We start from the raw sequence: 25,732 nt of genomic DNA on the forward strand, positions 1-25,732 counted from the left end.
GGGCGAGAACGGGGCGCCTTCTCTCCCCAGCTGGCTACTGATTGAATATCAGCAGGTACAGCTCGGACGAGTTGCGCTTGTATTCCTGTTTCCAGGGGTCACGTCCCATGAGCTTGTTGACCTCGTCGTACTGGAAAATGTCGTCCACACGCCAGCCGTCATCCTCGCGGGATAGCACATAGCGGTATTCGGCACCGACGGTTCCACCTTCTGCGTAATTGCCCGCTATCGACTGTCCTTCTTTAGGGCGGGTAATGTTCTTGATCGTGGCGACCACCAAGGCTCTGGATTCCGTTTCCATATCTACGCGATCGATTCTGCGATCGTAGGTATACAACGTGCAGTTGGGGTCTTGTTGCAGATAGCTCTTGACGGCTCCAGTGCTCAAGCGCAACTGGGCTTGTCGCAGCGCTGCTTGCTCGGCATTAGGGGCTTGTGTGCACTCTTGGTGTTTAAAGCTGGCCCTTGCATCCACCAAGGCCCACCAGCTTTTCACCGCCTTGTCGAGGGTTGCTATATCCACGCTTGGCGCCGTAAATGTGGGTTTGGTGGCTGCCTGCGTTGTGGCTTTGGGCTTCTCTTGCTGGCAGGCAATGAGTGCCAAGGCTAAGAACCTGTTCAAAGTCTCTACGCAGCCGCGTTGGAGTGCAATCGGGATGAGTTCGAAGGGATGGAACGCAGCTTGCACTGGGGTGCAAGCAAGGGCCAGCGCGAAGAAATCGCCCGATTTCACTTCAACCCGTAGGGACAGTGGCTTTGCGGCCGCCCGGGCAGGGGCGGTCTGCGGCGTTGCAGCGCTTGCCAATAGCTGGCTATTGGCTGCGCACTGCGCCTAGCATCCTATCCCGCAAAGACACTGTCGCGGCGCGAGGAGACATTGAACAGGTTCTAAGGGCAGGCAAATAGATAAGGTGTCCGCATCAAAGCATGTCCTGATTTATCGGTAGTGGGCCAGTTTAGTGGCTCGCCAAGCCTGGCGATGTCAAAAATGGGCTGCGCCGTTTGGGGCCAAAGCTGCAAACGTCTGCAGCGGCGAAATCGCCCATAAAAAAACCGCCTAAGGGCGGTTTGGTGGTGTTTGCTCGCAGCGTGCTGCCGCTTATTCCACTTGCGCTGCCACGCTTTCGATTGCCTGGCGCAGTTGCTCTGGGCTCACCTCCGGGGCAGCGCTGTCGTCATTCGCTTCCGTTTTGAGGACAATACCCGTTCCCGTATCTGCGCGATTGGCCAAGCGGTGCATGGTCGCGATGGAAGCGCGCACGCCAGCGCTATTGAGGTAATAGCCTTCACCCTCGTTCACGCTGTAGGTGAACTGGTAGCCACCGAGCAACCTGCCAGCCGAACTCACCTTTGCACAAATCACCGTTCCGGCAGCGCTTCCAGATACTTGGTATTCGCAGCCAAAAGTGCCTGCAGCGGTAGTGATCACGCCATTGCCATCGGCCGTTGGGGCCTGCACTTTTTCAAGTCTGAAAAAGTCCGAGGTCGGCGTCAGCGAATTGAGTGGGCTGAAAATCCAGATTCCTTTGAGGCCTTCTGGATTATTGCCATAGGCGAAATTGAAGCGGGAGATCTCTTTCTCGGTCTCGCCAGGCAGGGTGATGTACCCCTTGGTGCCCGACTCAAAGCGGATCGAAACGTTGCCAGCACTGCCGTCTTCTTTGCCCGACAGGTCTCCGCTGCCCAGATAACGGCCGCCACGGTATTTGTTCAGGGGCGCAGAATAGCGGTCATTCGCCAAGGTGCCGCTGGTCATATAGAACGTAGCGTTACCACTTGCATCATACGCGTACATTTGCATGACCAAGGTATTGTCCTGCACATCAATCGCCAAGCCACGGCCTGGCTTGCCATTGACTTCGCTGGTCACAATCCAGGTGCCTGTTTGCGGCGCAAAGGCCTGTGCCAAACCAGTGCCGAGCAAGGCGCCAACCAATGCAATCTTCTTGAAAATCATCATATCCCCGTTGTTAATCTTTACATTCTATCAACTTATCCTTACATATTGCTTGCCTAAATGTCAGGGAGTGTCTTGAGGCACCCTTGGAGGTTTACTCGCAGGCAGGGCTGGGTAAAGGACCAGTGCAGATGGCTTGATATCCGGGGGAAAAGGAACCGCCCTATATCAGGATGGGCGGCGGCGATACAGCAAGGCCCATGCAGCCAATAGCATGCTGAGTCCGGCCAGGCCCCATTGGTTCAGCGTCGGAACGCTGTTGGGTGCAGCAGGTGGAGCGATATAGGGTATCCCAACGAGCTGGCCACTGAAGAACGCGCGCAATCCGGGGCCATTGGTGGAGCAGGCTGCATTGCCGCAGGTGGTGGACATGCCAAACACCAGCTCGACCGTACCCGGCGTATTGGTGAGAGGTGCCGACGGTTCAATATCGAGGTAGGGCACATTGGTCAGGTCGCTCTGGTTGCTGGAGGCGACAAAGATGAGCTCCGGCAAGGCGTTGATGCAGTGGGGCGTGACACATTTGCTGCGAAATTCTGAGGCTCCTCCGACACTGCCTGCCGTGGTGCTCAGCTGCACATTGCTGTAGGTGTCGCTGTCGGCGTCATACACAAAAGAGCCGGTGGCCGTGCCGCCATCGTCAAAGGTCACGTCCTTCAAGGTCCACTGCAGCGGCGCGGCTTGGGCGGCGGCAGTGAACGCCAGAGAACTGAGCGCCAGCGCGGCGGATGCCAAAAGTTTGTTCATGGTGTCTCCCTCGGTGTAAAAGGAGACGAAGTTAACAAAATGTAACTTAAATAGCAATCCTTATATTTGCTGGTTTTCAAGAAAAATCTGCATTTCGTTGTCTAAATCTCAGTTTATTGAGAAAAAAGCCATTTCCTAGCTGTCATCTCCCCCCAAGCACCTCCGCGCTCGTCCTTGTGACGTGGTAGGCACTCTCTCTAAAAATAAATGGATATGCAGCTAATTGTTGTCATGATCCATCAGATAGATAAATAAAGCCGCCCGAAGGCGGCCTTGGATCGGATCAGCCTGTACGGCGGCGCAGGCGCTGCCTGCCCAGCAGGGCAAGCAACGCTCCCAAGCCGATGGTGGCCCAGGGCGCCAGCGCTGGCACAGCCTGCGGCGTGGTGGGCGGCGGCGGTGGCGGAGGGGGCGGCACGACCACCGCTTGCACGGTAAAGCTGCCCACGCTCGATTGCACGCCTGGCTGGTCGCTGAGGAGGGCAATGACCTCGTAGTTGCCGGGCGCCAGGCCAGCCGGCCAGGTCAGTGAATACGCGCCACCACTGCCGATGACGGTGGTGGTCTGGCTGGTGCTAAATCCATCGGGGCCGGAGAGTTGCAAGGTGATGGTGGTGCCCGGGGGCAAGGGCGTGGATGCGCCGCCGCCCGGTGCCGCCGACGTTGCGATGCCACTCAGCACCTGCGTCTGCGCGGTGGTGATGAGCGGCGCCTGCACGGCCAGCGTTACGGCAAGGGTTTGCGGAATGCAGGCAGACGCAGTCGCGCCGCCTACGACCAAGCGTGTAGCTGATGGGATGGTGTCATAGAGGGCCACGGTCAGCGTATTGAGGCCCGTTTTCCACTGCAGATCCGCAGTGGGACCTGCGCCCAGCACTGGACTGGTGCCGCTCAGCACGCCGTTGATGTAGTAGCCGGCAATCTGGTCATCGGCGCCCACGCCGCTCAAGCTCAGCTGGTAGGTGGCCGCATCGGCCTCAGGTGCCAGATAGAACTGGTAGCGCAAGAACCGCGTCTGGTTGGAGGGCGCGCCCCCATTGGGATTGGCCAGGTAGAAGCCCACCGAGCTGAGCGATTGGGCGGTGCCCAGTTGGGGGCTTGTTAGCGTGCCGCCGCTATAAGCAAACACCTCACGGCCCGAGAAATGCTGCCAGGCCATGGTGGGCAGGCTGCTGAGCGCGGCGGGCACTGCATTGCCGGCAAAGGTCAGCGACGTGGGGATCTCTTCGGTGGCCCCGGCCGTGGCTTGTGGAATGGTGTGCGAGCCCGGCGCTGCGGGATTGAAGGCATAGGCCCAGCGCTGCTGGTTGCCTCGGTCGCTGATGCTGGTGGCTTGGGTGTTGAGCACCTGCCCCGGATCCTTGAGTGCCGCTGCTGTCAGAAAGGGCTCGGAGGCGTTGCTGCAGGTAAAGGTGGGAATACCGAGCGGGCTGTCTGGCCGGTAGACCAGTTGGGCCTGGGCCATCAATGGGGCCGCCAAGGCCAGACCCATGAGCGAAGAAGAAAGAATCGGTAAGTTCAAAAGCATGGTCAACAGCGACGGTATAGGACGTGCGCAGGCAGCAAATGGCGGTGCCTGGGATTTAAATTAGATTTAATTTATAGCATTAGGTGATCAATTAATTGATCGGATGACATTAATTGACATTTGTAGCTGTGTCAGATTTTCAGTGATAACTTGCCTATGCCAGGGACGTATTTTAAAGGGGCGTAATGGAAATTCCCGGGGGCATAAATTGCGGTATAGGCGGAAACTGAAAAGGGAGAACTGAGAAAGCCAGGGATTCCGGTGGGTAGGCTGATCGACATTGATCACCGAGGTGGTACTTTTTTCATGAAAGTCAAATGCTTGCCATCTCGTCGTGCCGGGTGGTGTGCTCTTCAAAGTGCCAGCGGGTGCAACCAAGAGCGTATTTTCTTGAGCTGAATCAATAGATCTGTTTCTTGTTGTGTCTGAAGCATCCGGGCTAAATCAGGCGCTGCTGCTGTATTCACATTGATTGACATTCAGTGGGGGTGTTCGATTCTCGACATTCCGTTTGAAGAGGCCCACAATCAAGTGTTATTTGTATTTTGTTGATGGATATTCTGTCGACGGATAATTCAAAGGAGTGACATGAATAAAACCTACACCAGCAAGTGGAGCGCAGCGCTCGGGGCCTGGGTGGCATGCTCCGAAATCACCAAGCGTGCAGGCAAGCAAACGACGGTGAGCGCTGTGTTGCTGTGCACTGCAGCGCTGGCCCAGGCACAAAACTGCAGCCAGGCAGCCGATGGCTCCTACCTGCCAGGCAACTCAGGGGCCGATGCCACCTGCACCGTGGTGCCAGCTACGGCAGGATTGCTGACGCAGCCAGCCACTGCCAGCTTTTACCTGCTAGCCCGCTCCAACCTGGATGGCGTGCTGACCATTGGCAATGCCAATGTCCAAGCCCATGTCAGTGGGGGCTATGGCGGCATCGGCAACCAGTACGCTACCGGCCCAGGTGCACCTGGAGCGAGAAATGCGTCCATGCAGGCGGGCAATATCACGCTGGATGTGGCGACGACAGACAATGCGACCAGCATCGGCAGCCACAGTGGTGTCAACATCAGTGCGGCCAATACCAACATCACAGCGGCCATGAGCTATAGCGGAGGCAATACCACCGGTGGTGCCGCGATCTATGGCGTGCTGGCCGGGTCCAGCGTGGTGTCGGGCGAAGGAGGGACGGGCAATACCGCACGCAACGGCACTTTCACGACGGTGACGCTCGATAACCTGACCCTCAACCAGACTTCGTCGGGAGGAACCAAGAACCCCATCCTGAACGCCGGCCTGCGGGCCATCCAGGGCGCCTACCAGGATGCGGGCAATGGCAGCTCGGGCAAGATCGAGATCAAGGGGCGGCTCGGTATGTCGATGACCGGTGCACGCCTGGAGGGCATTTATGTGTCCGGGGCTGCCGCCAGCAGTGGCGGTGAGGCCGTTTCGCAGGTGGTGCTCAACGACAGCACGATCACGTTGACCAGAAGCGGCGCGGTCGCCGACAGCAGCGCCATCAAAATTGGCAAATCGCGGGCCATCGGTACCGGCAAGGGCTTGGTCACGTCTCAGGGGGCGATGCAGATCACGATGGACCCGGCGCTGGGAGGCAGCGAGCCCTATATGAGCCCGGCCATCAAGCTGGCCGTCACCGGCTCGCAGTTGCTGGCAAACGGCGCCAACAGCTCTGCCAACATCCAGGCCAGCCGTTCTGCGCTGGCCATCGGGATTGATGACTGGGGCACCAGCGTGGATTCGCAAGGCATCCAGGCGCAATTTGGCAAAGCCACGCTAACGACCCAGTCGGCGACGGCGCCACTGCTGCTGGTCGACAGCGGGCAGCAGGATGTGCAGATGCTGTTTGACAAAGGCTCAGACCTGACTGCAGCGAGCAATGGCTATCTGGTGGACATCATCCAGTACCGCAGCTCGGCGGCGGCCAGTTCGGCCCTGTTGAGCTTGGACAACGCCAGCGTGGCAAGAGGGCTGAGCAACAAGTCCTATGTCAACTCCAGCCTCGATATCGCGCTAAACCATGCCTCCGTCTGGGCCCTGGCCGAGAAGACGAACGGCGACAAAACCTCCACCTACACCAGCTTTGGCATGGCGGCAGGCTCGCGGCTGGATGCCTTCAAGGCGGGTGCTGGGGCCTTTGTGATGAACGGACCGGTCAACTCGGATGCATCGACCACCAACTTGGTGGACAGCGAGCCCAATGATGTGCTGACCATCCAGCCCAGCTATAGCGGCAGCAATGCGGCAGTGCTGGCGGTCGATACCTGTCTGGGCGACAGCAGTGCACCCTCCGATGTGCTGAAGGTGGTGGGAGACACCAGTGGCAGCACGGTGCTCAAGGTAACACCTGCGGCGGGCGCGGCTTGCGCAGGCGCGCTCACCACCGGGAACGGGATCTTAGTGGTCGAGGTCTCGGGCAATTCCGCCGCGACCTTCACACTCGATGGTGGCTCCATCGCGCAGGGCAGCTTTGTTTATGCGCTGGTCAAGGTGGGCAACAACTGGTACTTGCAGTCCAGGCTTGGCACTGGATCCATTGTGGTGCGCAAAGAGGTTAACGCACCGGCGGGCGCCGCGCCCTTTAATGGCAGCATTGATTTTGCGCTAAGCTGCGACAGCGGCGCGACGCACCATGGCAGCATCACCGTGGCCAACAACCTGGGTGCATCCAGCGCCATCACGGTGCCAGCGGGCAGCCAGTGCGCATTGAGTGAGACCTTGCCTGCAGCACCGGCTGGCTATGCCTGGGGGCCACCGGCTTACTCGGCGATCACCCCGGTGCTCGCTGGCCAGGAGCAGACCGCCACCATTACCAATACGCTGTCCAATACGATGCAGGCCATGGGGACGCTGCAGGTGAACAAGGCGGTGTTCGTGCCTGCAGGTGCTGCTGCGTACAGCGGCAGCATCAGCTTCAGCGTCGCCTGCGTCAGCCCGAACTTCAACACCGCTGGCAGCATCGCTGTGGCGGGTAACCAGGGCAGTGCCGCCCCGATTGCAGTGCCAGAAGGGAGCCAATGCACGGTGACTGAAACCTTGCCGGCGGCCCCCGATGGCCTGGTCTGGGCGCCACCTGTCTATACCCAGCCTGGCCGCATCGTGGCCGGGCAGACGGCCACCGCCACCATTAGCAACCAGCTGGCCAGAGGCACGGGTGATCTGGCCCGTGTACCCGTCAATGCGCCTTTGGCCTTGGGAGGGCTGGCCGCCCTGATCGGCATGCTGGCCTGGCGGCGCCAACGCGCTGAGAGGCAGCCCAAGCCATAAGCGCCAGTGCCGAAGGCGGGTACCGATGAACCGCTAGCCCCAGCAAAGCCATGCTGCTTGTTCAAGCAGTGTGGCTTTATGGGGTGCTGTGCGCAGCGCTCGGCCTGCAGTGCCAATTCAGCGGCCCCGCTCCAGGCCGGAGAAAAACTTGGTCGTTACCGTGCCTGCGGCGGGCTTGTGGTAGAGGAAATAGGCCCGCTCCGCCTTGAGCACATGCTTTCTCAGCAGGCGCTTGGCGACTGTGCTGCCGCCCGCGGGAAAGAACCAGGATAGCATCCACATGCGCACTGGCGTGATGCCATCGTGGGGACGGTTCAAAAAAGCCGCATACGGCTCGGTTTTGTGGATGTAAGCCTGCTCGTCCTGCTCGTTCAGAAAGGCCCAATTGACATAGCCCAAAGGTTGCTGGTCTTTGACAAAGAAGCAGAAATGGCGCGAAGCGATGATCGCGGTCAGTATTTCCATCGCCGATTCGACCGAGCCCTGGCGGTAGTAGCTGTGCTGGTTCCACAGCCACACCATGCCGCCTAGAACCTCCGCCTCATTCCATGCGTCTTCGGGGTAGCAACTGGGTGCTATGACGCGAACACCATCCAACAGCATGCAAGGCTCCAAAAGTTTCCCTAGGCTGACAATATACGCGCAGCCCAGGGGCATCGTGAGCAGGGCGTTGCAGTTGGCTGGGCATGGTGCGCAGCGGCCGGCCATGAGCCAGCCGCTGCCGCAGCAGCCCAGCTAATGGCTGAGCCAGATGTGCCGGGGCGCAGCGCTGGGGGCCGTCAGTGGCTGATGCCCATCAAGACTTGACCAGCGGACACTTGCCCTCGGACAGCGGCCGGAAGGCCTGGTCGCCCGGGATGGTGGCGATGATCTTGTAGTAGTCCCAAGGCGCCTTGGACTCCTCGGGCTTTTTGACCTGCACCAGGTACATGTCATGCACCATGCGGCCGTCCTCGCGGATCTTGCCGTCGTCGCTGAAAAAGTCCTTGATAGGCATCTTCTTCATCGCGGTCATTACCGCAGCGGTCTCGTCGGTGCCCGCAGCTTCGACCGCCTTGAGGTAGTGCATCACCGCCGAGTAGGTGCCGGCCTGGGCCATGGTCGGCATCCTATTCATGACCTTGAAGTACTTTTGCGACCAGGCGCGGCTCTCGAGCGTGCGGTCCCAGTAGAAGGCGGTTGTCGCATACATGCCCTGGGCGGTCTTCAGGCCCAGCGCATGCACGTCCGAGATGAACATCAGCGCAGCGGCCACCTTTTGCTTGTCGGTGATGCCGAACTGGCGGGCGCTCTTGATGGAGTTGATGGTGTCGTTCACGCCATTGGCCAGCGCAATCACATCGGACTTGGAGGCCTGCGCCGTCAGCATGTAGGACGAGAAATCGGGCGCATTGAGCGGGTGCTTGACCGTGCCGATCACTTTGCCGCCGTTCTTGTCGACGGCGGCCGTGATGTCGTTCGACAATGCCTGGCCAAAGGCATAGTCCACCGCCACGATGTACCAGCTCTTGGCGCCGCCTTCGGTCACCGCTTTGACGGTGCTGTTGGCCGTGGCATAGGTGTCGTAGGTGTAGTGCACGATGTTGGCCGCGCAGTTCTCGCCGGTGATCGAGCTCGAGCCCGCCTCGGTGTTGATCAGCACCTTGTTCTTTTCCTTGGCCACGGTGGCGACTGCGTTGTGCACCGCCGTGTTGCCCAGGCCGATGACCATGTCCACGTTCTCGCGGTCAAACCACTCGCGGGCGCGGGTGGCGCCAATGTCGGCCTTGTTCTGGTGGTCCACCGACAGCAGCTCGATGGGCTTGCCCAGCACCGTGCCGCCAAAATCCTTGATCGCCATCGTGGCCGCCGCGACCGTGCCCTTGCCGCCAATATCGGCGTAGGCGCTGGAGGTGTCGCTGATCACGCCAATGCGCACGGCGTTGTCGGAAATGCCCTGCGCCCATGCGCCAGAGGCCAGGCCAACAGATGCAAGCAGGGTCGTCAAACAAGTGGTTCTGAACTTCATGGAAATGGTCTCCTGGTATTTTTATCGTTGGCCACGGCCAGGTGGGTTTGCCCCGCTGTCAAAGGGTTCAGGGCAAGGGGTTGGGCCTGGTGGGCACGGCGTAGCGGATCACACAAAGGGTTTGGCACAAAGCCAGCTGGGGCAGGGCGGAGGTGTCAGGTCATGCGGCGCTCCTTGGTGGGTGGCGTGGCCGCTGTCTCGTTGGCAGGCTGGCCCTGCAGCTCGGCCAGGATCATCGCCTTGAGCTTGAACTTCTCGATCTTTTGCGTCAGCGTGCGCGGGAACTGCTCGACCACGCGGATATGGCGCGGCCGCATGAACTTGGGCATCTTGCTGTCGCACCAGGCGTGCAGCGCCTGGCGGTCGATCAGCTGCTGCTCGCGCGCCACGACATAGACGACGACATCGTCCTCATCGCCCTCGTGCGCGGGAATGGCAAAGGCGGCCGTCATTTCGACGGCCGGGTACTGGTTAACCATGTCCTCGATATGGAAGGACGAGATGTTCTCGCCCCGCACGCGGATGCGGTCGCCCATGCGGTCGACAAAGCTCAGGCTGCCATCGGCATGGCGCAGCGCTGAGTCGCCGGTGTGGAACCAGAGATTGCGAAAGGCCTTGGCGGTGGCCTGGGGCTTGCCCAGGTATTCGACCAGCAGGTAATAGGGCAGCTTCGACCGAAAAGCCAGCTGCCCAGCCACGCCCACAGGGCACTCGCCATCGCGTTCGTCCAGCACGGCGGCCTCTACAAAGAGGCTCGGATGGCCCAGGTAGCCCTTGCCCACCTGGCCCGCTTGCGCGGGGCCCAGCAGTTCCAGGCCCAGGGCTGCCGCCTGCGCGCGGATGGCCTCGCGCGTCTGGCCGCGCCGGTAGGCGGGCGGGGATTCGCAGCTGGCGTCCGTCTCTTCGATGACCGTGAAGCAGGACATGCCCGACTCCGTCTGACCAAAGCCGGCGGTCACAAAGTCAAAGCCAAAGCGGCGCGCAATCTCTGCATGGCGCTGGGGCAGCGGCTGCATATAGACCTTGTTGAGGCTGTTGTGGTGGTCGGTCGCCGCTGGCGGCGCCTTGGCCAGCCAGGAGATCATCGTGTCCACCAGCACCGCGCTGGTGGCGCCGCTCAGCGCAATGCGGCGCCAGAAATCATTGGGGCTGAAGCGGTCCCAGCAGGCCAGGCCACTGCCGGCCCACACCGCCCGCACCACATTGAACACCGCGCCGCCCACGTGGTACATCGGCAAGTCGTTGTAGACCACGTCATGGCCGTTGAGCATCTGGCGGAACAGGAAGGTGTACTGGTTCATCCAGCGGTGGCTTTGCACCACGCCTTTCGATGGCCCGGTCGTGCCCGAGGTGTAGATGATGTTGCACAGGTCGTCATAGGCCAGGGCCACATCCGGTTTGGCTGCGGGCTGCAGCAGCGCGGCCCAGTCCGTCTCCACCTGCGGGCCGCGGTAGGCCACGCCGCCTGTCACCGCATCATGGCTGCCGGCGGGCGGCTCGTAGACCACCACATGGGCCAAGGGCGCGACCTGGGCCAGCTCGTCGACGATCGCGTTGAGCGCCGGTACCAGTGCGCGCTCGGCCAGCAGCATCACCGGCTGGGTGTCGCCAATCTGGTAGGCCAGCAGGCGCTCGGTCAGCCCAAAATTGATCGGTGCAAACACGGCGCCCGCCTTCCAGATGCCAAACATCGCCAAGGCGCTGATGAGCTGGTTGCGCATGAATACCGACACTGGCATGCCCCGGCCGATACCGGCAGCTGCCAGGTTGCCAGCGATGGCATCGGTGATGCGGTCAAACTCGGCATAGCTCAAGCGCACATCGTCTTCGCCATACAGGTAGAAGAGCTGGTCACCCTTGGTACGTGCCCAGTGCGCCAGGCGCTCGGTGACCAGTTCGCCATCGCGCTGCAAGAGTTCCAAAAGCGCCTGGTTGTCCAGCGCCGCAACGGGGTGGGCTTGCGCGTTCATGCGGCGCTCGCTTTCTGCGGATCTTTCAACAGGCGCCGCAGCACCTTGCCGGTGCCCGTCGTCGGCAGCGCATCCCGAAACTCGATCTCGCGCGGTGCCTTGTAGACCGACATCTGCTCGCGGCACCAGTCGATCAGCTGCTGCGCGCTCACTGCCGGCGCGCCCTTGCGGGTAATCACCACCGCCTTGACCGCCTGGCCTTTGTTTGGGTCATCGATGCCGATCACCGCCACCTGCGCCACCGAAGGGTGCTTGATCATGATGGACTCGACCTCCTCGGGGAAGACGCTGTAGCCCGAGACCTTGATCATCTCCTTGAAGCGGCCGGCAAAGGTCAGGTAGCCATCGCTGTCGATTTTGGCCATATCGCCGGTATGCACCCAGCCGTCCTTCAAGGTACTGGCCGTCGCCTCGGGCTTGTTCCAGTAGCCCTTGAAGTTGCCCGGGCTGCGCAAGACCAGCTCGCCCACCTGGCCGGCGGGCAGGTCCTGGCCGGTGCCCGCATCGATCACGCGGCATTCCACCCCGTCGATCGGAATGCCGTGCGCGCCCCATTTGATGGCATCGACGGGCATCGAGGTGTCCCAGGTGTGGGTTTCGGACATGCCATAGGTCACCTCAAACAGCTGGCAGTTGGGCGCAAAGCCGCGCCACTGCTCGGCCAGCGCCTGGTTGATGGTGATGCCAAAGCTGGTGCTGGGGTTGATGCGCAGCGCGCTGAGGTCGTAGCTGTGCGCTGCGTCAACCTGCATCACCGCCGCATTCATGCTCGCCACGCTGTACCACCAGGTCACCCGGTAGCGCGCCAGCGCCTGCAGCACCTGCACGGGGTCAAAGCGGTACAGCAGCACGCAGCGGATGCCGGTGTAGAGCGTGACATTGAGGCCGATCAGCATGCCCGCAATGTGGTTGAGCGGCGCGACGGCCAGCATGGTGTCGTCATCGCGGATCGGGTTGTTGTCCGCTGCCGCATGGGCCTTGAACAGCGCATTGCGGTAGCTCAGCATCGCCCCCTTGGGCAGGCCGGTCGTCCCTGAGGTATAGGTCATCAGCACCACATCGTCCATGTCCAGCGGGCCCACATCGGGCGCGGGCAGGGGCGCGCGCAAGCAGTCCACAAAGTCTGTCGTGCCATCGATATGGCGCTTGGGCGTGCCGATCTCGGCGGGCAGGTCGATCGTCGGCTGGGCCGGCAGCAGGTCGGCGTAGTGGGTCAGGAACACATGGTCAATCGCCGTCTTGGGGCGCGCCGCCTGCACGATCTCGTAGAGCACATCGGCTGCGACGATCACCTTGGCGCCCAGGTCAGAGAGCTGGTACTCCAGCTCATGGCCCTTGAACAGCGGGCTGCAGGGCCCCACCACCGCGCCGAGCTTCTGGATGCCGATATGCGCAATCACGTACTGCGGGCAGTTCTGCATGAACAGGGCCACCCGGTCCCCCTTGGCCACGCCGCGCTGCTGCAGCTGGTGCGCAAAGGTATCGCTCATCTGGTCCAGCTGGGCCCAGCTGATGGCGGTTCCGTACCAGATAAAGGCGGGCTTGTCGGGCTGGGTGCGCGCATGCTGGCGCAGGTACTCATGCAAGGGCTTTTCTTGTTGCCGGTATGCGATGGGGCTCATGGTGTCTCCTACGGTCCTGGTGTTTTTGGGGATCTCGGTCGCAGTGGTTGGGTGGGGCCTACCAGGGCGATACCCCCGATGCCTCCCGCCCAGGGCTGGCTGCTGGCAGGCTGGCGAGCATGCTGGCCAGCCAGTTGCGTGTCTGCGCCGGGTCGATCACATCGTCGATCTCGTTGTAGCTGGCCACGTTCAGCGCCTTGCCCTGGGCGTAGATCTCATCGGTCTTGGCCTGGAAGTAGGCGGCCTTCTCGGCAGCGTCCTCCAGCGCTTCCAACTCGCGCCGGTAGGCCAGGCGCACCGAGCCTTCGATGCCCATGGGCCCCAGCTCGCCGGTGGGCCAGGCCACGGTGGCCACCGGCACAAACAGGTTGCCGCCCAGCATGGCCTGCGCGCCCAGGCCATAGGCCTTGCGCAGCACAATGGCCAGCACGGGTACCTTGATATGGCTGGCCGTCACAAAGATGCGGGCAAAGTGCCGCACGGCTGCAGCCTTTTCGCTCTCGGGCCCGACCATGAAGCCCGGCGTATCGCACAGCGACACGACCGGCAGGCCGTAGTTGTCGCACAGCTCCAGAAAGCGCGATATTTTGTCTGCGCTGTTGGCATCGAGCGCGCCGCCCAGGTGGCTGCCATCGTTGGCCAGCACGCCCACGGCCTGGCCTTCCAGCCGGGCAAAGCCGGTGACGACGCTGCGGCCAAAGTGCTCGCGCAGTTCCAGAAAACTGCCGCTATCAAACAAGGTCTGCACCACCGCGCGGATGTCGTAGCCCTTGACCCGGTTCTCGGGCACCAGCGCGCGCAGCAGGCGCTGGTCGGCATGCGCGCCGGGCGGCAGCTTGCCCTGCACAAAGCCCAGGTAGGTCTGGGCCAGGGTCACCGCCTCGGTCTCGTCGCGCGCCAGCAGGTCGATCACGCCATTGCGTGTCTGAACGTCCACGGGCCCTACGTCGTCGGCCGCCACCACGCCCAGACCGCCGCCTTCGATCATCGCCGGGCCGGCCATGCCGATGCTGGCATCCTGCGTCGCGATGATCACATCGCAGCAGCCCAGCAAGGCGGCATTGCCGGCAAAGCAGCGGCCCGAGACCACGCCGATGGTGGGCACCTTGCCCGACAGCCGTGCCATGTGCGTGAAGGTCGTGAACTCCAGCCCCGACACGCCCACATAGTCGGTGTCGCCGGGCCTCCCGCCGCCGCCTTCGGCAAACAGCACAAAGGGCAGACCCAGGCGTTCGCTGGTATGCACGATGCGGTCCATCTTGCGGTGGGCCATAAAGCCCTGGGTGCCGGCAAACACCGTGTAGTCATAGGCCATCACCGCGCAGCGCGACTGTTCGGGCCCAAACTGCGGGCCGTTGATGCGGCCCAGGCCGGTGATGGTGCCGTCCGCGGGGCTGAGGCGAATCAGCTCTTCCTCGCTGCGGCGCCCGCGCTGCATGGCCAGGGTCAGGCCGCCGTATTCCACCAGGCTGCCGGCATCGAGCAACTGCTCCAGGTTCTCGCGTGCGGTGTTCTTGCCGTGGCGCCGGCGCTTGGCCACCGCTTCGGGGCGGGCCGCATCCATCAGGCCCTGCTGGCGCTGCAGCACCTTGGCCAGGTCGGGGCGGATGGCATCGAGGTCGGCCTGTTGCTGCTCTGCGGCCAGCGCATCGGCCGATGCATCGGGCAGCACCCAGCCGAGCAGGGTGCCCGCCGCCACCACCTCGCCCAGCAGCGCCGCGCGCGCCACAAAGCGGCCGCCCTGGGCCAGGTCCACGCTGTGCTCGAGCTTCATGGCCTCCAGCACCGCCACCGAGGCACCCTTGGCCTGCACCGTATCGGCATCCCGCTCCAGCGCAATCAGCCGCCCGCGCATCGCAGCGCGCACCGCATGGGCACCTACGGGCAACGCGGGCTCGTCGCTGGTGCCGGTCTGTGCGGCGTTCTGGCTGGTGCTCTGTGGGTCAGCCTGGCGCTGTGCTGCCAGCGCGGTGGCCGCTGCATGCAGCGCCGGGCCTTGGCGTTCCACATAGGTGGTGTCGATATCTCCACGCAGCACCTGCGCATCGCGCAGCAGCGCACGCAGGTAGTCCAGGTTGGTCTCCAGGCCCTGGATATGGAACTCGGCCAGCGCACGCTCGGCCTTGGCGCAGAGCACGCCAAACTGGCTGGGGCCGCTGACGATGACCTTGGCGAGCAGGGAGTCATAGTTGCCCGAGGTCTCGTAGCCGGTATAGCCAAAGCTGTCCACGCGCACGCCCGGGCCGGTGGGCGGCTCAAAGCGCGCCAAGGTGCCGCCGGTGGGCAGGGCCTGGGCATCGGGCTGCATGCTCTCCATGTTCACACGCGCCTGCAGCGCAAACTGGCGGGGCAGCGGCATTGCCTGGTCCAGGCCCAGGTCCTGCAGGCTGGCGCCATCGGCCAGCGCAAACTGCAGCGCCACCAGGTCCAGCCCGGTGATGGCCTCGGTGATGGTGTGCTCCACCTGCAGGCGCGGGTTGCATTCGATAAAGATGTACTGGCCGCTGCGGCTGTCGACGAGGAACTCCACCGTGCCCAGGCCCTGGTAATGCAGCGCTGCGCCCAGGCGGCAGGCGTGCTGCACGAGCTGCGCGCGCAGCGCTTCGCTGATAAAGGGGCTGGGTGCAATCTCCAGCAGCTTCTGGTGGCGGCGCTGCAAAGTGCAATCGCGCTCAAACAGGTGCTGCACCGCGCCGCTGCCGTCGCCCACGATCTGCACCTCAATATGGCGGGCGCCGCCGATGAGCTGCTCCACATACAGATCGCTGCGGCCAAAGGCGCTCAGCGCTTCGGAGCTGCAGCGGTCAAAGGCTGCGCCCAGGTCTTCCACGGCCATCACCGCGCGCATGCCCCGCCCGCCGCCGCCTGCCAGCGCCTTGAGCATCACCGGCCCGCCCAGCTGCTGCATGAAGGCCTGGGCCTGCGCCAGGCTGGTGGCGCTGTGCGTGCCTTGCGCCACCGGCACCTGTTCGCGCTCTGCCAGCGCGCGCGCCTGGGCCTTGTCGCCAAAGGTCTCCAGCGCCTGGGCCGAGGGGCCGATAAAGCGCAGACCCGCTGCCCTGCAGGCCTGCGCAAAGGCCGCGTTCTCGCTCAAAAAGCCGTAGCCGGGGTGGATGGCGTCGCAGCCTTCCTGGCGGGCAATCTCGATCAGATGCGCGCCGTTCAGATAGGCGGCTGCGCCCTGGGTGCCCAGCGCGCGGGCGTGGTCGGCCGCGCGCCGGTGCAGGCTGGCTGCATCGTCGCTGGCGTAGACCGCAACGCTTGCGATGCCCCGGTCTGCGGCCGTGCGCGCAATGCGCACCGCAATCTCCCCCCGGTTGGCGATCAATACCTTGTGCATGGAACTCCCTTGTCTCTTCAATCGCGGTGCGCCGCGCAAGGGGCCCGCAGGCTGCGGGCCCGCGCGCTCAGATGGTCTGGCTGACAAACTTGCTGCTGAGGTAGAAGGCCAGCGCATCGGCGCCGCCTTCGCTGGCATAGCCCGAATCCTTGACGCCGCCAAACGGCTGCTCGGGGTAGCCCATCGCGATCGAGTTGATGCCGACCAGGCCGCTTTCGATCTCGTTCTTGAACCACTCGCCGCGCGTAGCCGAGCCGGTGAACACATAGGCGGCCAGGCCCCAGGGCAGGCGGTTGGCCTCTTGCAGCGCCTGGGCATCGCTGTCAAAGCGGGCAAAGGCGGCAATCGGGCCAAAAGGCTCTTCGTTGAAGATACGGGCGTGCTGCGGCACATCGGCCAGCACCGTGGGCGTAAAAAAGTAGCCCTTGCCATCTGGCGCCTTGCCGCCCGTCACCAGGCGGGCGCCCTTGGCCACCGCGTCATCCACCAGCGCCTGCATGGCGGCCACACGGCGCGGGTTGGCCAGCGGGCCCATGCGGGTGGCCTTGTCCAGGCCATTGCCCATCACATAGCCTTCGGCAATGCGCTGAAAGCCGGCGATGGCCTCGTCATACATGGGGGCCTGCACCATAAAGCGCGACGGCGAGATGCAGGCCTGGCCGGCGTTCCAGAACTTCTGCACGCCCAAGAGCTTGAGGCTGCGCGCCAGGTCGGCATCGTCGCAAATGATGGCGGGCGCATGGCCGCCCAGCTCCATCGACACGCGCTTCATCGCCGCGCCCGCTTGCGCGCTCAGGAGTTTGCCCACCGAGGTGGAGCCGGTGAACGAGATCTTGCGCACCACGGGCGAGGCAATCAGGTGCTCGGAGATATCACCTGGCACGCCATAGACCAGGCCCAGCACGCCTGCGGGCAGGCCGGCTTGCTCCAGCACCTGGACAAAGCGGGCGAGGGCCACCGGCGTTTCTTCCGAGCCCTTGACGATGATCGAGCAGCCGGCAGCCAGCGCGGCGGCAATCTTGCGCACGGCCTGGTTGATCGGGAAGTTCCAGGGCGTGAACGCCGCCACCGGGCCCACCGGCTCATGCTGTACATACTGGCGCAGCTCGGGCGAGCGCGGCGGGATCATGCTGCCGTAGCAGCGGCGTGCCTCTTCGGCAAACCATTCCAGCACCTCGCTGGCGCCCGAGAGCTCGATGCGCGCCTCGGTCAGGCGCTTGCCTTGCTCATGCACCAGCATCAGCGCCATCTCTTCGGCATGCTCGCGCACCAGCGCGGCGGCCTTGCGCAGATAGGTCGAGCGCTCCATCACCGAGGTTTTGCGCCAGGCGGCAAAGCCGGTCTGGGCGGCGGCCAGCGCGGCATCCAGGTCGGCGCGGCTGGCCTTGGTCACGCGGCCAATCGTGCTTTCATCGGCGGGGTTGGTGATGTCCAGCCATTCCTGGCTGCTGCTGTCGCGCCACTGGCCGTCGATCAGCAATTGGACTTGGTAGTTCATGCGGTGCTCCTGGTTCTTTCTGGCTTCAGCTTTGCAAGATGGCGCGGCCGGTGACCTTGCCGGCACGCAGCTCGTCCAGCACGGTCTGCACATCGCCCAGCGGGCGGCTGCTGAGCGGCAAGGACGGCAGCACCCCTTGCTGGGCCAGCGCCACCAGCTCGCGCAGCTCGGCCAGTGAGCCCACATAGGAGCCGCCGATGGAGATGGCGCGCATGGGGATCAGCGGCAGCTGGATGCTGGCGCTGCCGCCAAAGAGGCCCACGATAAGAATCTTGCCGCCCTTGCCGACGACGGCATTGGCAAACTCGAACGTGCGCGTGGAGCCGACAAAATCGAGCACTGCCGACACGCCTTCGGCGCTCGAGCGCGCCAGGGTCTTGGCGGCATCGGCTTCTGCCGGGTCCACCACACGGCTGGCGCCGGCATCCAGCGCAGCCTGGCGCTTGGCCGGGTCGATATCGACAACGATGGGCCCCAGGCCATGCAAGGCCTTGGCCAGCGCCACCGCCGCCAGGCCCACGCCGCCCGCGCCGATGATGACCAGCGGCGCCTGCTCGGTCGCTGGTGCCACTTTTTTCAGGGCCGAGTAGGCCGTCAGCCCCGAGCAGGCCAGGGTGGCGGCAAAGGCGGCATCAATGCCGGCATGGTCGATCAGGTAGCGCGGGTGGGGCACGCGCACATGGGTGCTGAAGCCCCCATCGCGCGTGGTGCCCAGGCTCTCGGGGCGGGCGCACATGTGTTCATCGCCCCGGGCGCAGAGCGCACACTGGCCGCAGCCAATCCAGGGGAAGACGATCACCGAGCGGCCCAGCGCGCCTTGGGCATCGGGCCCGTTGGCGGCCACGCTGCCGACGATCTCATGGCCCAGGGTGCGCGGCGGCTTGAGCACTTTTTCCAGGCCGAAGTGGCGGCCGTCGCCCAGGTCAAAAAAGCCCTCGGCCATGTGCAGATCGCTGTGGCAGACGCCGCAGGCGCTGATGCGCACCAGCACCTCGCTGCCTTGGGGCGCAGCGATGGCGCGGCGGGCCAGTTGCAGCGGCTGGCCAAAATCGACGACCTGGTAACTCAGCTGTTCGCCAGGGCTGGCGGTTGCGTTCGACATGCGCTTGTCTCCTGTAATCAACGGGGCTCTGTGGCTGCTGGCGCGGCGCGTCGGCATGGGCCTGGAGCGGCTGTTCAGCGTTGGAAAAGCCCAAAGATACTGATCAGTATCGATTGGTACTATTGGGGATTTCACGCATGGATGCTGCTTGGCATCTTGTGCAAAACCACCCGCCTTTCCACTATGCTGGGGCCATGCGTACAGCGTGCCGGCGCGCGCCACCGCCGCAGCCCCCACGCCCACCAGGAGATATTCAGCAGTGCAGCTTCAACCCACCGACACCAACGCAGGCGATGCCAAAAACCAGATCCAGGAATACAAGGACACCTTGATCATCAATGCCGCCGCCGAGTTGTTCTACAAGCGCGGCTTCAAGAGCGCGACGCTCGACGAGATTGCGGCCTCGATCGGCGTGACCAAGCCCTTTATCTACAAGCGCTTCAAGTCCAAGCACGAGCTGCTCGAGCGGCTTTTCGACAAGGTGTTTGCCGGCCTTTACGAGGCGGTGAGCCAGTGCGAGCAATTGGAGGACAAGGACCCGGTGCGGCGCTTCGAGTTTTTTATCGACACCTATACGCGCCGCAAGATTGAGCTCAGCACCTTCTCGGTGATCCTGCTCGAAGAGGAAAAAAGCCTGAGCCCGGAAAAAATCAGCGATATCCGCAGCAAGTACCACGGCTTTGATGCGCTGGTGACGCGGCTCATCGTCAACGGCGTGGAGGCCGGCGTTTTCCAGGTCGGCAACCCCAAGGTGACCGCCTTTGCGATCAGCGGCATGGTGCAGTGGACGCACCGCTGGTACCAGCCCAATGGCAAGCTGTCCATCGAGGCGCTGTGCCAGGAGATGACGCAGATGGCGCTGCGCCTGGTCGGCTGGACGGGGCAGTATGTGCTGCCGGTGCCGGCAGCGCCGCAGCGCTGATCTACCCGCGCCGCTGGCGCGCCAGGCGGCCGCGAATGTCCTGCGTAAAGACGGTCTTTACATTTGAATATAATTGAGATTCATTCTCAACTATTCACTGTGGCAGCAGGGCGCGGATATCGCATGGCATCTCCCGGATACTCGGCTTCGCCCATCGAAGCGCTCTACAAAAACCACCACGCCTGGCTGCAGTCCTGGCTGCGGCGCCGTCTGGGCAATGCGGGCGACGCGGCCGACCTGGCCCATGACACCTTCATTCGGCTCATGGTGTCGCCCCGCAATGTGGACGCTGCTGACGAGCCGCGCGCCTTCCTGACCCATGTGGCCAAGGGCCTGGTCGTCGATTTGTGGCGCCGGCGCGAGATCGAGCGCGCCTACCTGGAAACCTTGCAGGCCTTGCCCGAGCCGCATGCGCCATCGCCCGAGACCCAGCTGCAGGTCATCGAAGCCTTGGTGCAGATCGACCGGCTGCTGGCAGGCCTGGCGCCCAAGACGCGCCAGGTGTTCTTACTGGCGCAGCTCGAGGGCCTGAGCCTGCAGCAGATCTCCGACCAGGTCGCGATGCCGGTGATCACCGTGCGCCGCCATATCCACAAGGCCTTGCTGCTGTGCCTGGAGGCCGCGTGATGGCCGGCGTTGCCGCACAAAACACCTTGCTCAGCGAAGCGGCCGATTGGCTCATCGTGCTGCGCTACGAAACGCCCACGGCCAAGGAGCAGGCCCGTTTTGAGCAATGGCGCAGCCAAAGCCCCGCGCATGAGGCCGCCTGGCACAAGGCCGAAGCCATGCTGGGCGTGTTTGCCCAGGTACCTGCCGAGGTCTGCCAGCAAACCTTGACTGCCGTGCAGCGGCCCGACCGGCGCAAGAGTCTGGCCTGGCTGGGCGGCTTGCTGGTGGCGGCCCCGGCCGGCTGGTTGGCCTGGCGAGAGCTATCTTGGCGCGACTGGATGGCCGACCAGGCCACCGCCGTGGGGCAGTCGCGCTCCATGCTGCTGCCCGATGGCTCTACCTTGACGCTCAACACCGCCAGCGCGGTGGCCGTCCATTTCAACGCGAAGGAGCGCCGGGTGCGGCTGCTCGGCGGCGAGATTTTGGTGACCACGCAGGCTGACCCATCGCCCAGCTACCGCCCCTTTGTCGTGGAGACACGGCAAGGCACCGTGCAGGCGCTGGGCACACGCTTTAGCGTGCGCCGTGTGGATGCGGGCACCAGCCGCGTGGCGGTCTTTAGCCACGCCGTCGCCATCACCAACCAGCAGGGCGCCACCCAAGTGCTGCAAGAAGGGCACACCGCTGATTTCAGCACCAGCCATATCGGCCCGCAAGCCGATGTGCAAGCCAGCGCCGCGCTGTGGGAGCAGGGCATGCTGCTGGCCAAGAACATGCCGTTGGCAGATGTTGTTGCCGAGATCGCCCGCTACCGTGCGGACCCGCTGCAGTGTGATCCTGCCGTGGCCCAGTTGCGGCTATCGGGCGCCCTGTCGCTCAAGGACACGGACGCCAGCCTGGCGCTGCTGGCGCAGTCGCTGCCGGTGCGGATCGAGCGGTTGGCGCATGGGGTGGTGAGGGTGGTGGGGCGTTAATCGGGGTGCTGGGTGCGCCATCCATCGCTTTGAATCGGCGCACTCACTGGCGCCGCCAAACGTCGGTATCGCTTATCTGCAACCGGTGATTTGTGCTGGTCTTTGTGGGCTTGCGAAGGCATCACTGCTGTTTGATGGGGTCCTGAATCACCGGATTTTGCAGTAGCTCATAACCATTGCCTTTACCACTGAGCCAGCTCAGCTCAGTTTTACCCGCCTGCCTTAAATAGGCCTGTGCTTCCAGGAAAAGTGGTGCGCCTAAATCCTTGGTCGTCAATGGCCGTGATCGACCGGCTTTTTCCGCATTGAGAAAGTGAGCCCCATGGGGCTCATCGGTATAGCTGCGCGCAAAAAAGCTTTCTTCGCCTTCAGAGAATTGGAAGATGTAATACTCATAATGGTATTCATGGAATCCAGCTTCGTCCGCATCGCTGGCATCCAGGTGATAAGTACAAATGACATGCATCTGAAAATGATTCAATCCAGGGAGATAAAGTGGCACACCAAACGCGCATTCCAAAGCTTGCATCCATTCTCGCAGTATCTGCACTGGGTCTGTCCCTATCTCCCAGCTGGGCAGCACGCAGTTTTACGCCACAGGCAGGCACCTGGGTCATCAGCGATGAAGTGGACGGCAAACCAGGCCGTGGTTTTGCCATCGATGTGCAGGGCAATACTTTCTTTATGCAGGTATTTGGCTACGAGAAAAATGGCGATGCTACTTTCTACGCCGCCTCGGGGCAGATGGAGGGCGACACCGTCACAGCCCCGTTGATGCGCTACCAAGGTGGCCGCAGTTTTGGCAGTGAGCCGCGCGATGCACTAGAAGATAAAAGCGTAGGCGATGTGACGCTCAGCTTTCGCAATGGCTTGCAGGGAACGATACAACTGCCTGGCGAGCCGGCGAAAGACATAGAGCGCTTCATTTTTGCTGCGCCAGATGCTGCGTATTACCAGACTGAGCAGTGGAAGAATGCAACGCGTTCTAGTCGGTGGCTTGGGCTGAATGCGCAAGGTGAAGTCGTGAATGCCTGGTATGCCAGTCTTCAATCAAGTTCGACCGAACCCTTGCGCTTGCACCTGTATCGCGAAAGCCATGCTGAGACGCTGGAGTGCAGCCGCCCAGTCCAAAGCGATATTTTCCGCTGTGTCGCGGCAGGGGATAAATCCCCGGGACAAGCACCAGAGGTCAAAGAGGTGAAGTTTCGCTTGCTAGGCGCGCAGGTGGCTGGCACTGTCAGTCTGCAAGCTGAAGGCGCTGCCTCCCTGCAGTTGCTCGGTTTCAATACCCGCGTAGATTTTCCGTACCGCGGGGCGGTCATCACCGGTTGCTGTTCGAACGGACTGGAGTCGTATCTGCCAGGGACATTTGGCTATTCGCACCGGCCGGCCTATCTGCCCAGCAATGGCACATGGGTGATGGAGGATGAATTGACGGGCAAGCCTGGGCGAGGCGTGAGTCTGGATGTGCAGGGCGGAAAAATGCTGATGCAGGTTTTTGGCTACCAGCCCAACGGCCAGCCCAGCTTCTCGATGGGAGTTGGCGATTATGCGGCTGATCCCCAGGCGCCGGGAACCAGTGGTGCCCGTTTTAGCCTGCACCAGTACCGGGGTGGGCGCAGCGTGGGTGGTGCAGCTGCTAGTGGGCAATGGCTGCGGGACGATGGCGAGGTGGAGGTCCGCATTTCTGGCGCGAAGGGCGTCGGTCTGGCAGAGGCAGTGGTGCAGTTTCCAGGAGAGCCCGCCAAGCCTATGCGCCGTATTTCCTTGCAACCTTGGCAAACGATAGAGGACAAACTGTTCGGCGAATGGTATATCCCGGGCTCGTTCCGAGAGGGAGTACCAGTGACTATCACTCTCAATCGTTTGGATGGCGATTTCGCCACCACTGAAGATGGCTCGGTGAGATGCAAATTTAACGCGCAGGTATCGCGAGGTGAATGCCAAAAAAATGGTTCGACGGATACCGCTTATGTCATGGAACTGTACGACGAGTTTGTCGTGAGCAACTTTTCAATTCGCTTACGTGATCGCCATGGCAATCTCACCGGACTTGGCAATGTACCCATGGATTGAGTAAGCGCGCAGGCCACCGGATGCGCTGCAGAGCGAGGGAGCTTTGCTTTATCAAAACGGCATCCATGTCCGGATGCATACACAGGGAGATGATGTGAGGAGATTTGGATCATTGCAAGCCTTGGGCCTGACGCTGATGGCGCCATTGTTGGCCCTGACCTGCGTGAGCAGTTGGGCCGCCAGAGACTTCACCCCCCAGGCCGGCACTTGGGTGATCAGCGATGAAGTAGACGGTAGACCGGGCCGAGGTTTTGCCATCGATGTGCAGGGCAATACCTTCTTCATGCAGGTATTTGGCTACGAGAAAAATGGCGATGCCACTTTCTACGCTGCCTCGGGCCAGATGGAGGGCAACACCGTCATAGCCCCATTGATGCGCTACCAAGGCGGCCGCAGTTTTGGCAGCGAGCCCCGCGATGCCCAAGAGGACAAAAGCATGGGCGATGTGACGCTCAGCTTTCGCAATGGCTTGCAGGGAACGATACAGTTGCCCGGAGAGCCCGCCGAGGCGATTGAGCGTTATGTGTTTGTTGGCCGCGATGCCCCGTACTACCAAGCACAGGCTGGGCGTGAGACCACCCAAGAGGCGCTATGGCTGGGGCTGAACGCGCAGGGGCAGGTGGTGAGCGACTGGCGGGCGGAACTCCAATCAGGTGTGGACCTGCTGCGCTTGACCCTGAGCAAAGGCGATGTGCGCAACACGCTGGACTGCGAGCGCCCCGCGCAGTCCCAAAGCATCCGTTGTGTGGCAGCGAATGCTGAGCTGGCTCCCGTTGTTCAAGCGGCAGAGTTCCGATCCCTAGGGCCGCAAGTGACCGGAACCCTGACCTTGCAGGCTGATACCACGACCCCTTTGCGTTTGCAAGGCAGCAATATCCGAACCTATCTGGAGCGCTGCGTACCGGTGGTCATCACCGGTTGCTACAGCGAAGGATGGGATTCCTACAGTACCTATGAAGGCAGCTACCGGCGTACCCCCACTTATCTGCCCAGCAATGGCACCTGGCTGGTACAGGACGAGCGGACAGGTAAGCCCGGACGCGGCATCAGCCTGGATGTGCAAGGCGACACGATGCTGATGCAGGTATTTGGCTACCGAGCTGATGGCCAGCCCAGTTTTTACATGGGCTTTGGCCGCTACGCGTCTGAATTTGAGCGCAGCACCACCAGCAGCGCAAGCTTTGTATTGAACCGCTATGCCGGTGGCCGCAGCCTAGGCGGTGCGCCCGCCAGCGGGCAACTGCTGGAAGAGGCGGGTGAGGTGGCGGTGCAGCTGACAGCGGTCGGCGCAACGAGTCTGACGCAGGCGATGCTGCAATTTCCGGGAGAAGCGCCCAAGCCCATGCAACGCTTTACATTGGATGCCATGCAGACTGCCGAGGAAAAGTTGTTCGGCGAATGGTATATGCCCTGGATCCCGATGCCAGTGATTCTGGACCGCATGGACGGCGATAGCGCCACCAATGCTGAAGGCTCGGTGCGATGCCAGCCGGCCCAAGGGATATCCTATGTGCAGTGCGAATGGAAGAATTCCTCCAACCTCATGCCTTTTGGGCTGATCTCCGATCCGTTTTTCGTGTCGTCGGCCGCTGTTCGTGTGCGTGACCGCCATGGCAATCTGACCGGTCTGGGAGATGTACCACTTAACTAGTGCCCAGCGACTTCAGGAGACATGAAGGCTGCGCCGTCGAAACCACCGACACGCAGCTTCCGCTGGTGGCGATGAACCATTCGCGAACATCGGAAAATGCCGCAGCCGATGTCAGCAAACCTGGCATGGCCTGCTCTCGCGAGAGCAGGCCGCCCGCTGCAATTTCATAGACGATGCTGTCTTTGAATTGCCCGCTGCACCAGTAGGCGCTGTGGTTGCCTTCATCGGCCTCCAGCAGCGCTTCGTAATGTGGGAACGAAATGTGCAGCGTGACGGTGTCGTCCAGCAGACTTTTCACGATGATTTCCAGCGATGCGGCCTGGCGACGGATGTCAAAAACATCGGTTTCGCCAGCTGGAAGTTGAATGTCCGGAAATACCTTTCGCGCTACCACCTTCATCGCAGATCCAAGCACTCATTGAAATCGGCCATTCTACGGAGGCCCAGTA

At 62.4% G+C, this 25,732-nt stretch carries 19 protein-coding genes; 6 read left to right on the top strand and 13 right to left on the bottom strand.

Going from position 1 to position 25,732, the window contains the following annotated elements; all coding sequences use genetic code 11:
- Positions 1 to 34 precede the first annotated feature (34 nt).
- The 4 genes from WH303_RS14035 to WH303_RS14050 all read right to left on the bottom strand — a co-directional run bounded on the left by WH303_RS14035 (position 35) and on the right by WH303_RS14050 (position 4,169).
- Positions 35 to 604, bottom strand: a complete 570-nt coding sequence (locus tag WH303_RS14035) for a hypothetical protein (protein WP_339519223.1) — start codon at positions 602 to 604, stop codon at positions 35 to 37.
- Positions 605 to 1,099: 495 nt separating this feature from the next.
- Positions 1,100 to 1,960, bottom strand: coding sequence for a hypothetical protein (locus WH303_RS14040; protein ID WP_339519224.1), 861 nt, complete (start codon positions 1,958 to 1,960; stop codon positions 1,100 to 1,102).
- A 165-nt stretch (positions 1,961 to 2,125) separates the two neighbouring features.
- Positions 2,126 to 2,704, bottom strand: coding sequence for an IPTL-CTERM sorting domain-containing protein (locus tag WH303_RS14045; RefSeq protein WP_339519225.1), 579 nt, complete (start codon positions 2,702 to 2,704; stop codon positions 2,126 to 2,128).
- A 283-nt stretch (positions 2,705 to 2,987) separates the two neighbouring features.
- Complete coding sequence (locus WH303_RS14050) at positions 2,988 to 4,169, bottom strand: hypothetical protein (RefSeq protein WP_339519226.1); 1,182 nt, start codon at positions 4,167 to 4,169, stop codon at positions 2,988 to 2,990.
- A gap of 651 nt (positions 4,170 to 4,820) precedes the next feature.
- Here WH303_RS14050 and WH303_RS14055 point away from each other — a divergent pair.
- Positions 4,821 to 7,511: a DUF5979 domain-containing protein gene (locus WH303_RS14055; RefSeq protein WP_339519227.1), complete on the top strand. Its 2,691-nt coding sequence runs from the start codon at positions 4,821 to 4,823 to the stop codon at positions 7,509 to 7,511.
- Positions 7,512 to 7,628: 117 nt separating this feature from the next.
- Here the strand turns inward: WH303_RS14055 and WH303_RS14060 are convergent, their stop codons facing one another.
- The 7 genes from WH303_RS14060 to WH303_RS14090 all read right to left on the bottom strand — a co-directional run bounded on the left by WH303_RS14060 (position 7,629) and on the right by WH303_RS14090 (position 19,051).
- A complete protein-coding gene (locus tag WH303_RS14060) occupies positions 7,629 to 8,114 on the bottom strand; it encodes a toxin-activating lysine-acyltransferase (protein ID WP_339519229.1) in 486 nt (161 codons plus the stop codon).
- A 193-nt stretch (positions 8,115 to 8,307) separates the two neighbouring features.
- Positions 8,308 to 9,519: an ABC transporter substrate-binding protein gene (locus WH303_RS14065; protein WP_339519230.1), complete on the bottom strand. Its 1,212-nt coding sequence runs from the start codon at positions 9,517 to 9,519 to the stop codon at positions 8,308 to 8,310.
- 155 nt (positions 9,520 to 9,674) lie between these two features.
- Positions 9,675 to 11,489, bottom strand: a complete 1,815-nt coding sequence (locus WH303_RS14070; RefSeq protein WP_339519232.1) for a class I adenylate-forming enzyme family protein — start codon at positions 11,487 to 11,489, stop codon at positions 9,675 to 9,677.
- Complete coding sequence (locus WH303_RS14075; protein ID WP_339519234.1) at positions 11,486 to 13,111, bottom strand: AMP-binding protein; 1,626 nt, start codon at positions 13,109 to 13,111, stop codon at positions 11,486 to 11,488. Before WH303_RS14075 ends, WH303_RS14070 begins: the two co-directional genes overlap by 4 nt.
- A 58-nt stretch (positions 13,112 to 13,169) precedes the next feature.
- The gene (locus tag WH303_RS14080) at positions 13,170 to 16,451 is read right to left on the bottom strand and encodes a carboxyl transferase domain-containing protein (protein ID WP_339519236.1); all 3,282 of its coding nucleotides are present in this window, start codon (positions 16,449 to 16,451) and stop codon (positions 13,170 to 13,172) included.
- A gap of 67 nt (positions 16,452 to 16,518) precedes the next feature.
- Positions 16,519 to 17,949: an NAD-dependent succinate-semialdehyde dehydrogenase gene (locus tag WH303_RS14085; RefSeq protein ID WP_339519238.1), complete on the bottom strand. Its 1,431-nt coding sequence runs from the start codon at positions 17,947 to 17,949 to the stop codon at positions 16,519 to 16,521.
- A 25-nt stretch (positions 17,950 to 17,974) separates the two neighbouring features.
- Positions 17,975 to 19,051 carry an alcohol dehydrogenase gene (locus WH303_RS14090; RefSeq protein ID WP_021025559.1) on the bottom strand — a complete coding sequence of 359 codons (1,077 nt, stop codon included), beginning with the start codon at positions 19,049 to 19,051 and terminating at the stop codon, positions 17,975 to 17,977.
- Between the two features lie 259 nt (positions 19,052 to 19,310).
- On the opposite strand from WH303_RS14090, the gene WH303_RS14095 reads away from it, so the two are divergent.
- The 3 genes from WH303_RS14095 to WH303_RS14105 all read left to right on the top strand — a co-directional run bounded on the left by WH303_RS14095 (position 19,311) and on the right by WH303_RS14105 (position 21,556).
- Positions 19,311 to 19,973: a TetR/AcrR family transcriptional regulator gene (locus WH303_RS14095; RefSeq protein ID WP_021025560.1), complete on the top strand. Its 663-nt coding sequence runs from the start codon at positions 19,311 to 19,313 to the stop codon at positions 19,971 to 19,973.
- A 123-nt stretch (positions 19,974 to 20,096) separates the two neighbouring features.
- Entirely contained in the window at positions 20,097 to 20,600 is a 504-nt protein-coding gene (locus WH303_RS14100; RefSeq protein ID WP_021025561.1) for a sigma-70 family RNA polymerase sigma factor, read from the top strand.
- Complete coding sequence (locus tag WH303_RS14105; RefSeq protein WP_021025562.1) at positions 20,600 to 21,556, top strand: FecR domain-containing protein; 957 nt, start codon at positions 20,600 to 20,602, stop codon at positions 21,554 to 21,556. The genes WH303_RS14100 and WH303_RS14105 overlap by 1 nt, the downstream gene beginning before the upstream one ends.
- Before the next feature lie 121 nt (positions 21,557 to 21,677).
- Here the strand turns inward: WH303_RS14105 and WH303_RS14110 are convergent, their stop codons facing one another.
- Positions 21,678 to 22,085, bottom strand: coding sequence for a hypothetical protein (locus WH303_RS14110; RefSeq protein WP_339519241.1), 408 nt, complete (start codon positions 22,083 to 22,085; stop codon positions 21,678 to 21,680).
- On the opposite strand from WH303_RS14110, the gene WH303_RS14115 reads away from it, so the two are divergent.
- Both WH303_RS14115 and WH303_RS14120 read left to right on the top strand, forming a co-directional pair.
- The gene (locus WH303_RS14115) at positions 22,052 to 23,632 is read left to right on the top strand and encodes a hypothetical protein (RefSeq protein ID WP_339519242.1); all 1,581 of its coding nucleotides are present in this window, start codon (positions 22,052 to 22,054) and stop codon (positions 23,630 to 23,632) included. The genes WH303_RS14110 and WH303_RS14115 overlap by 34 nt on opposite strands.
- A gap of 43 nt (positions 23,633 to 23,675) precedes the next feature.
- The gene (locus WH303_RS14120) at positions 23,676 to 25,283 is read left to right on the top strand and encodes a hypothetical protein (protein ID WP_339519243.1); all 1,608 of its coding nucleotides are present in this window, start codon (positions 23,676 to 23,678) and stop codon (positions 25,281 to 25,283) included.
- On the opposite strand, the gene WH303_RS14125 is transcribed toward WH303_RS14120, so the two are convergent.
- Positions 25,276 to 25,683, bottom strand: a complete 408-nt coding sequence (locus tag WH303_RS14125; RefSeq protein ID WP_021026358.1) for a hypothetical protein — start codon at positions 25,681 to 25,683, stop codon at positions 25,276 to 25,278. The two genes, WH303_RS14120 and WH303_RS14125, sit on opposite strands and share 8 nt — an antisense overlap.
- Between the last annotated feature and the right edge of the window lie 49 nt (positions 25,684 to 25,732).

The organism is Comamonas sp. MYb69, from assembly GCF_037479315.1.
Lineage (GTDB): Bacteria > Pseudomonadota > Gammaproteobacteria > Burkholderiales > Burkholderiaceae_C > Comamonas.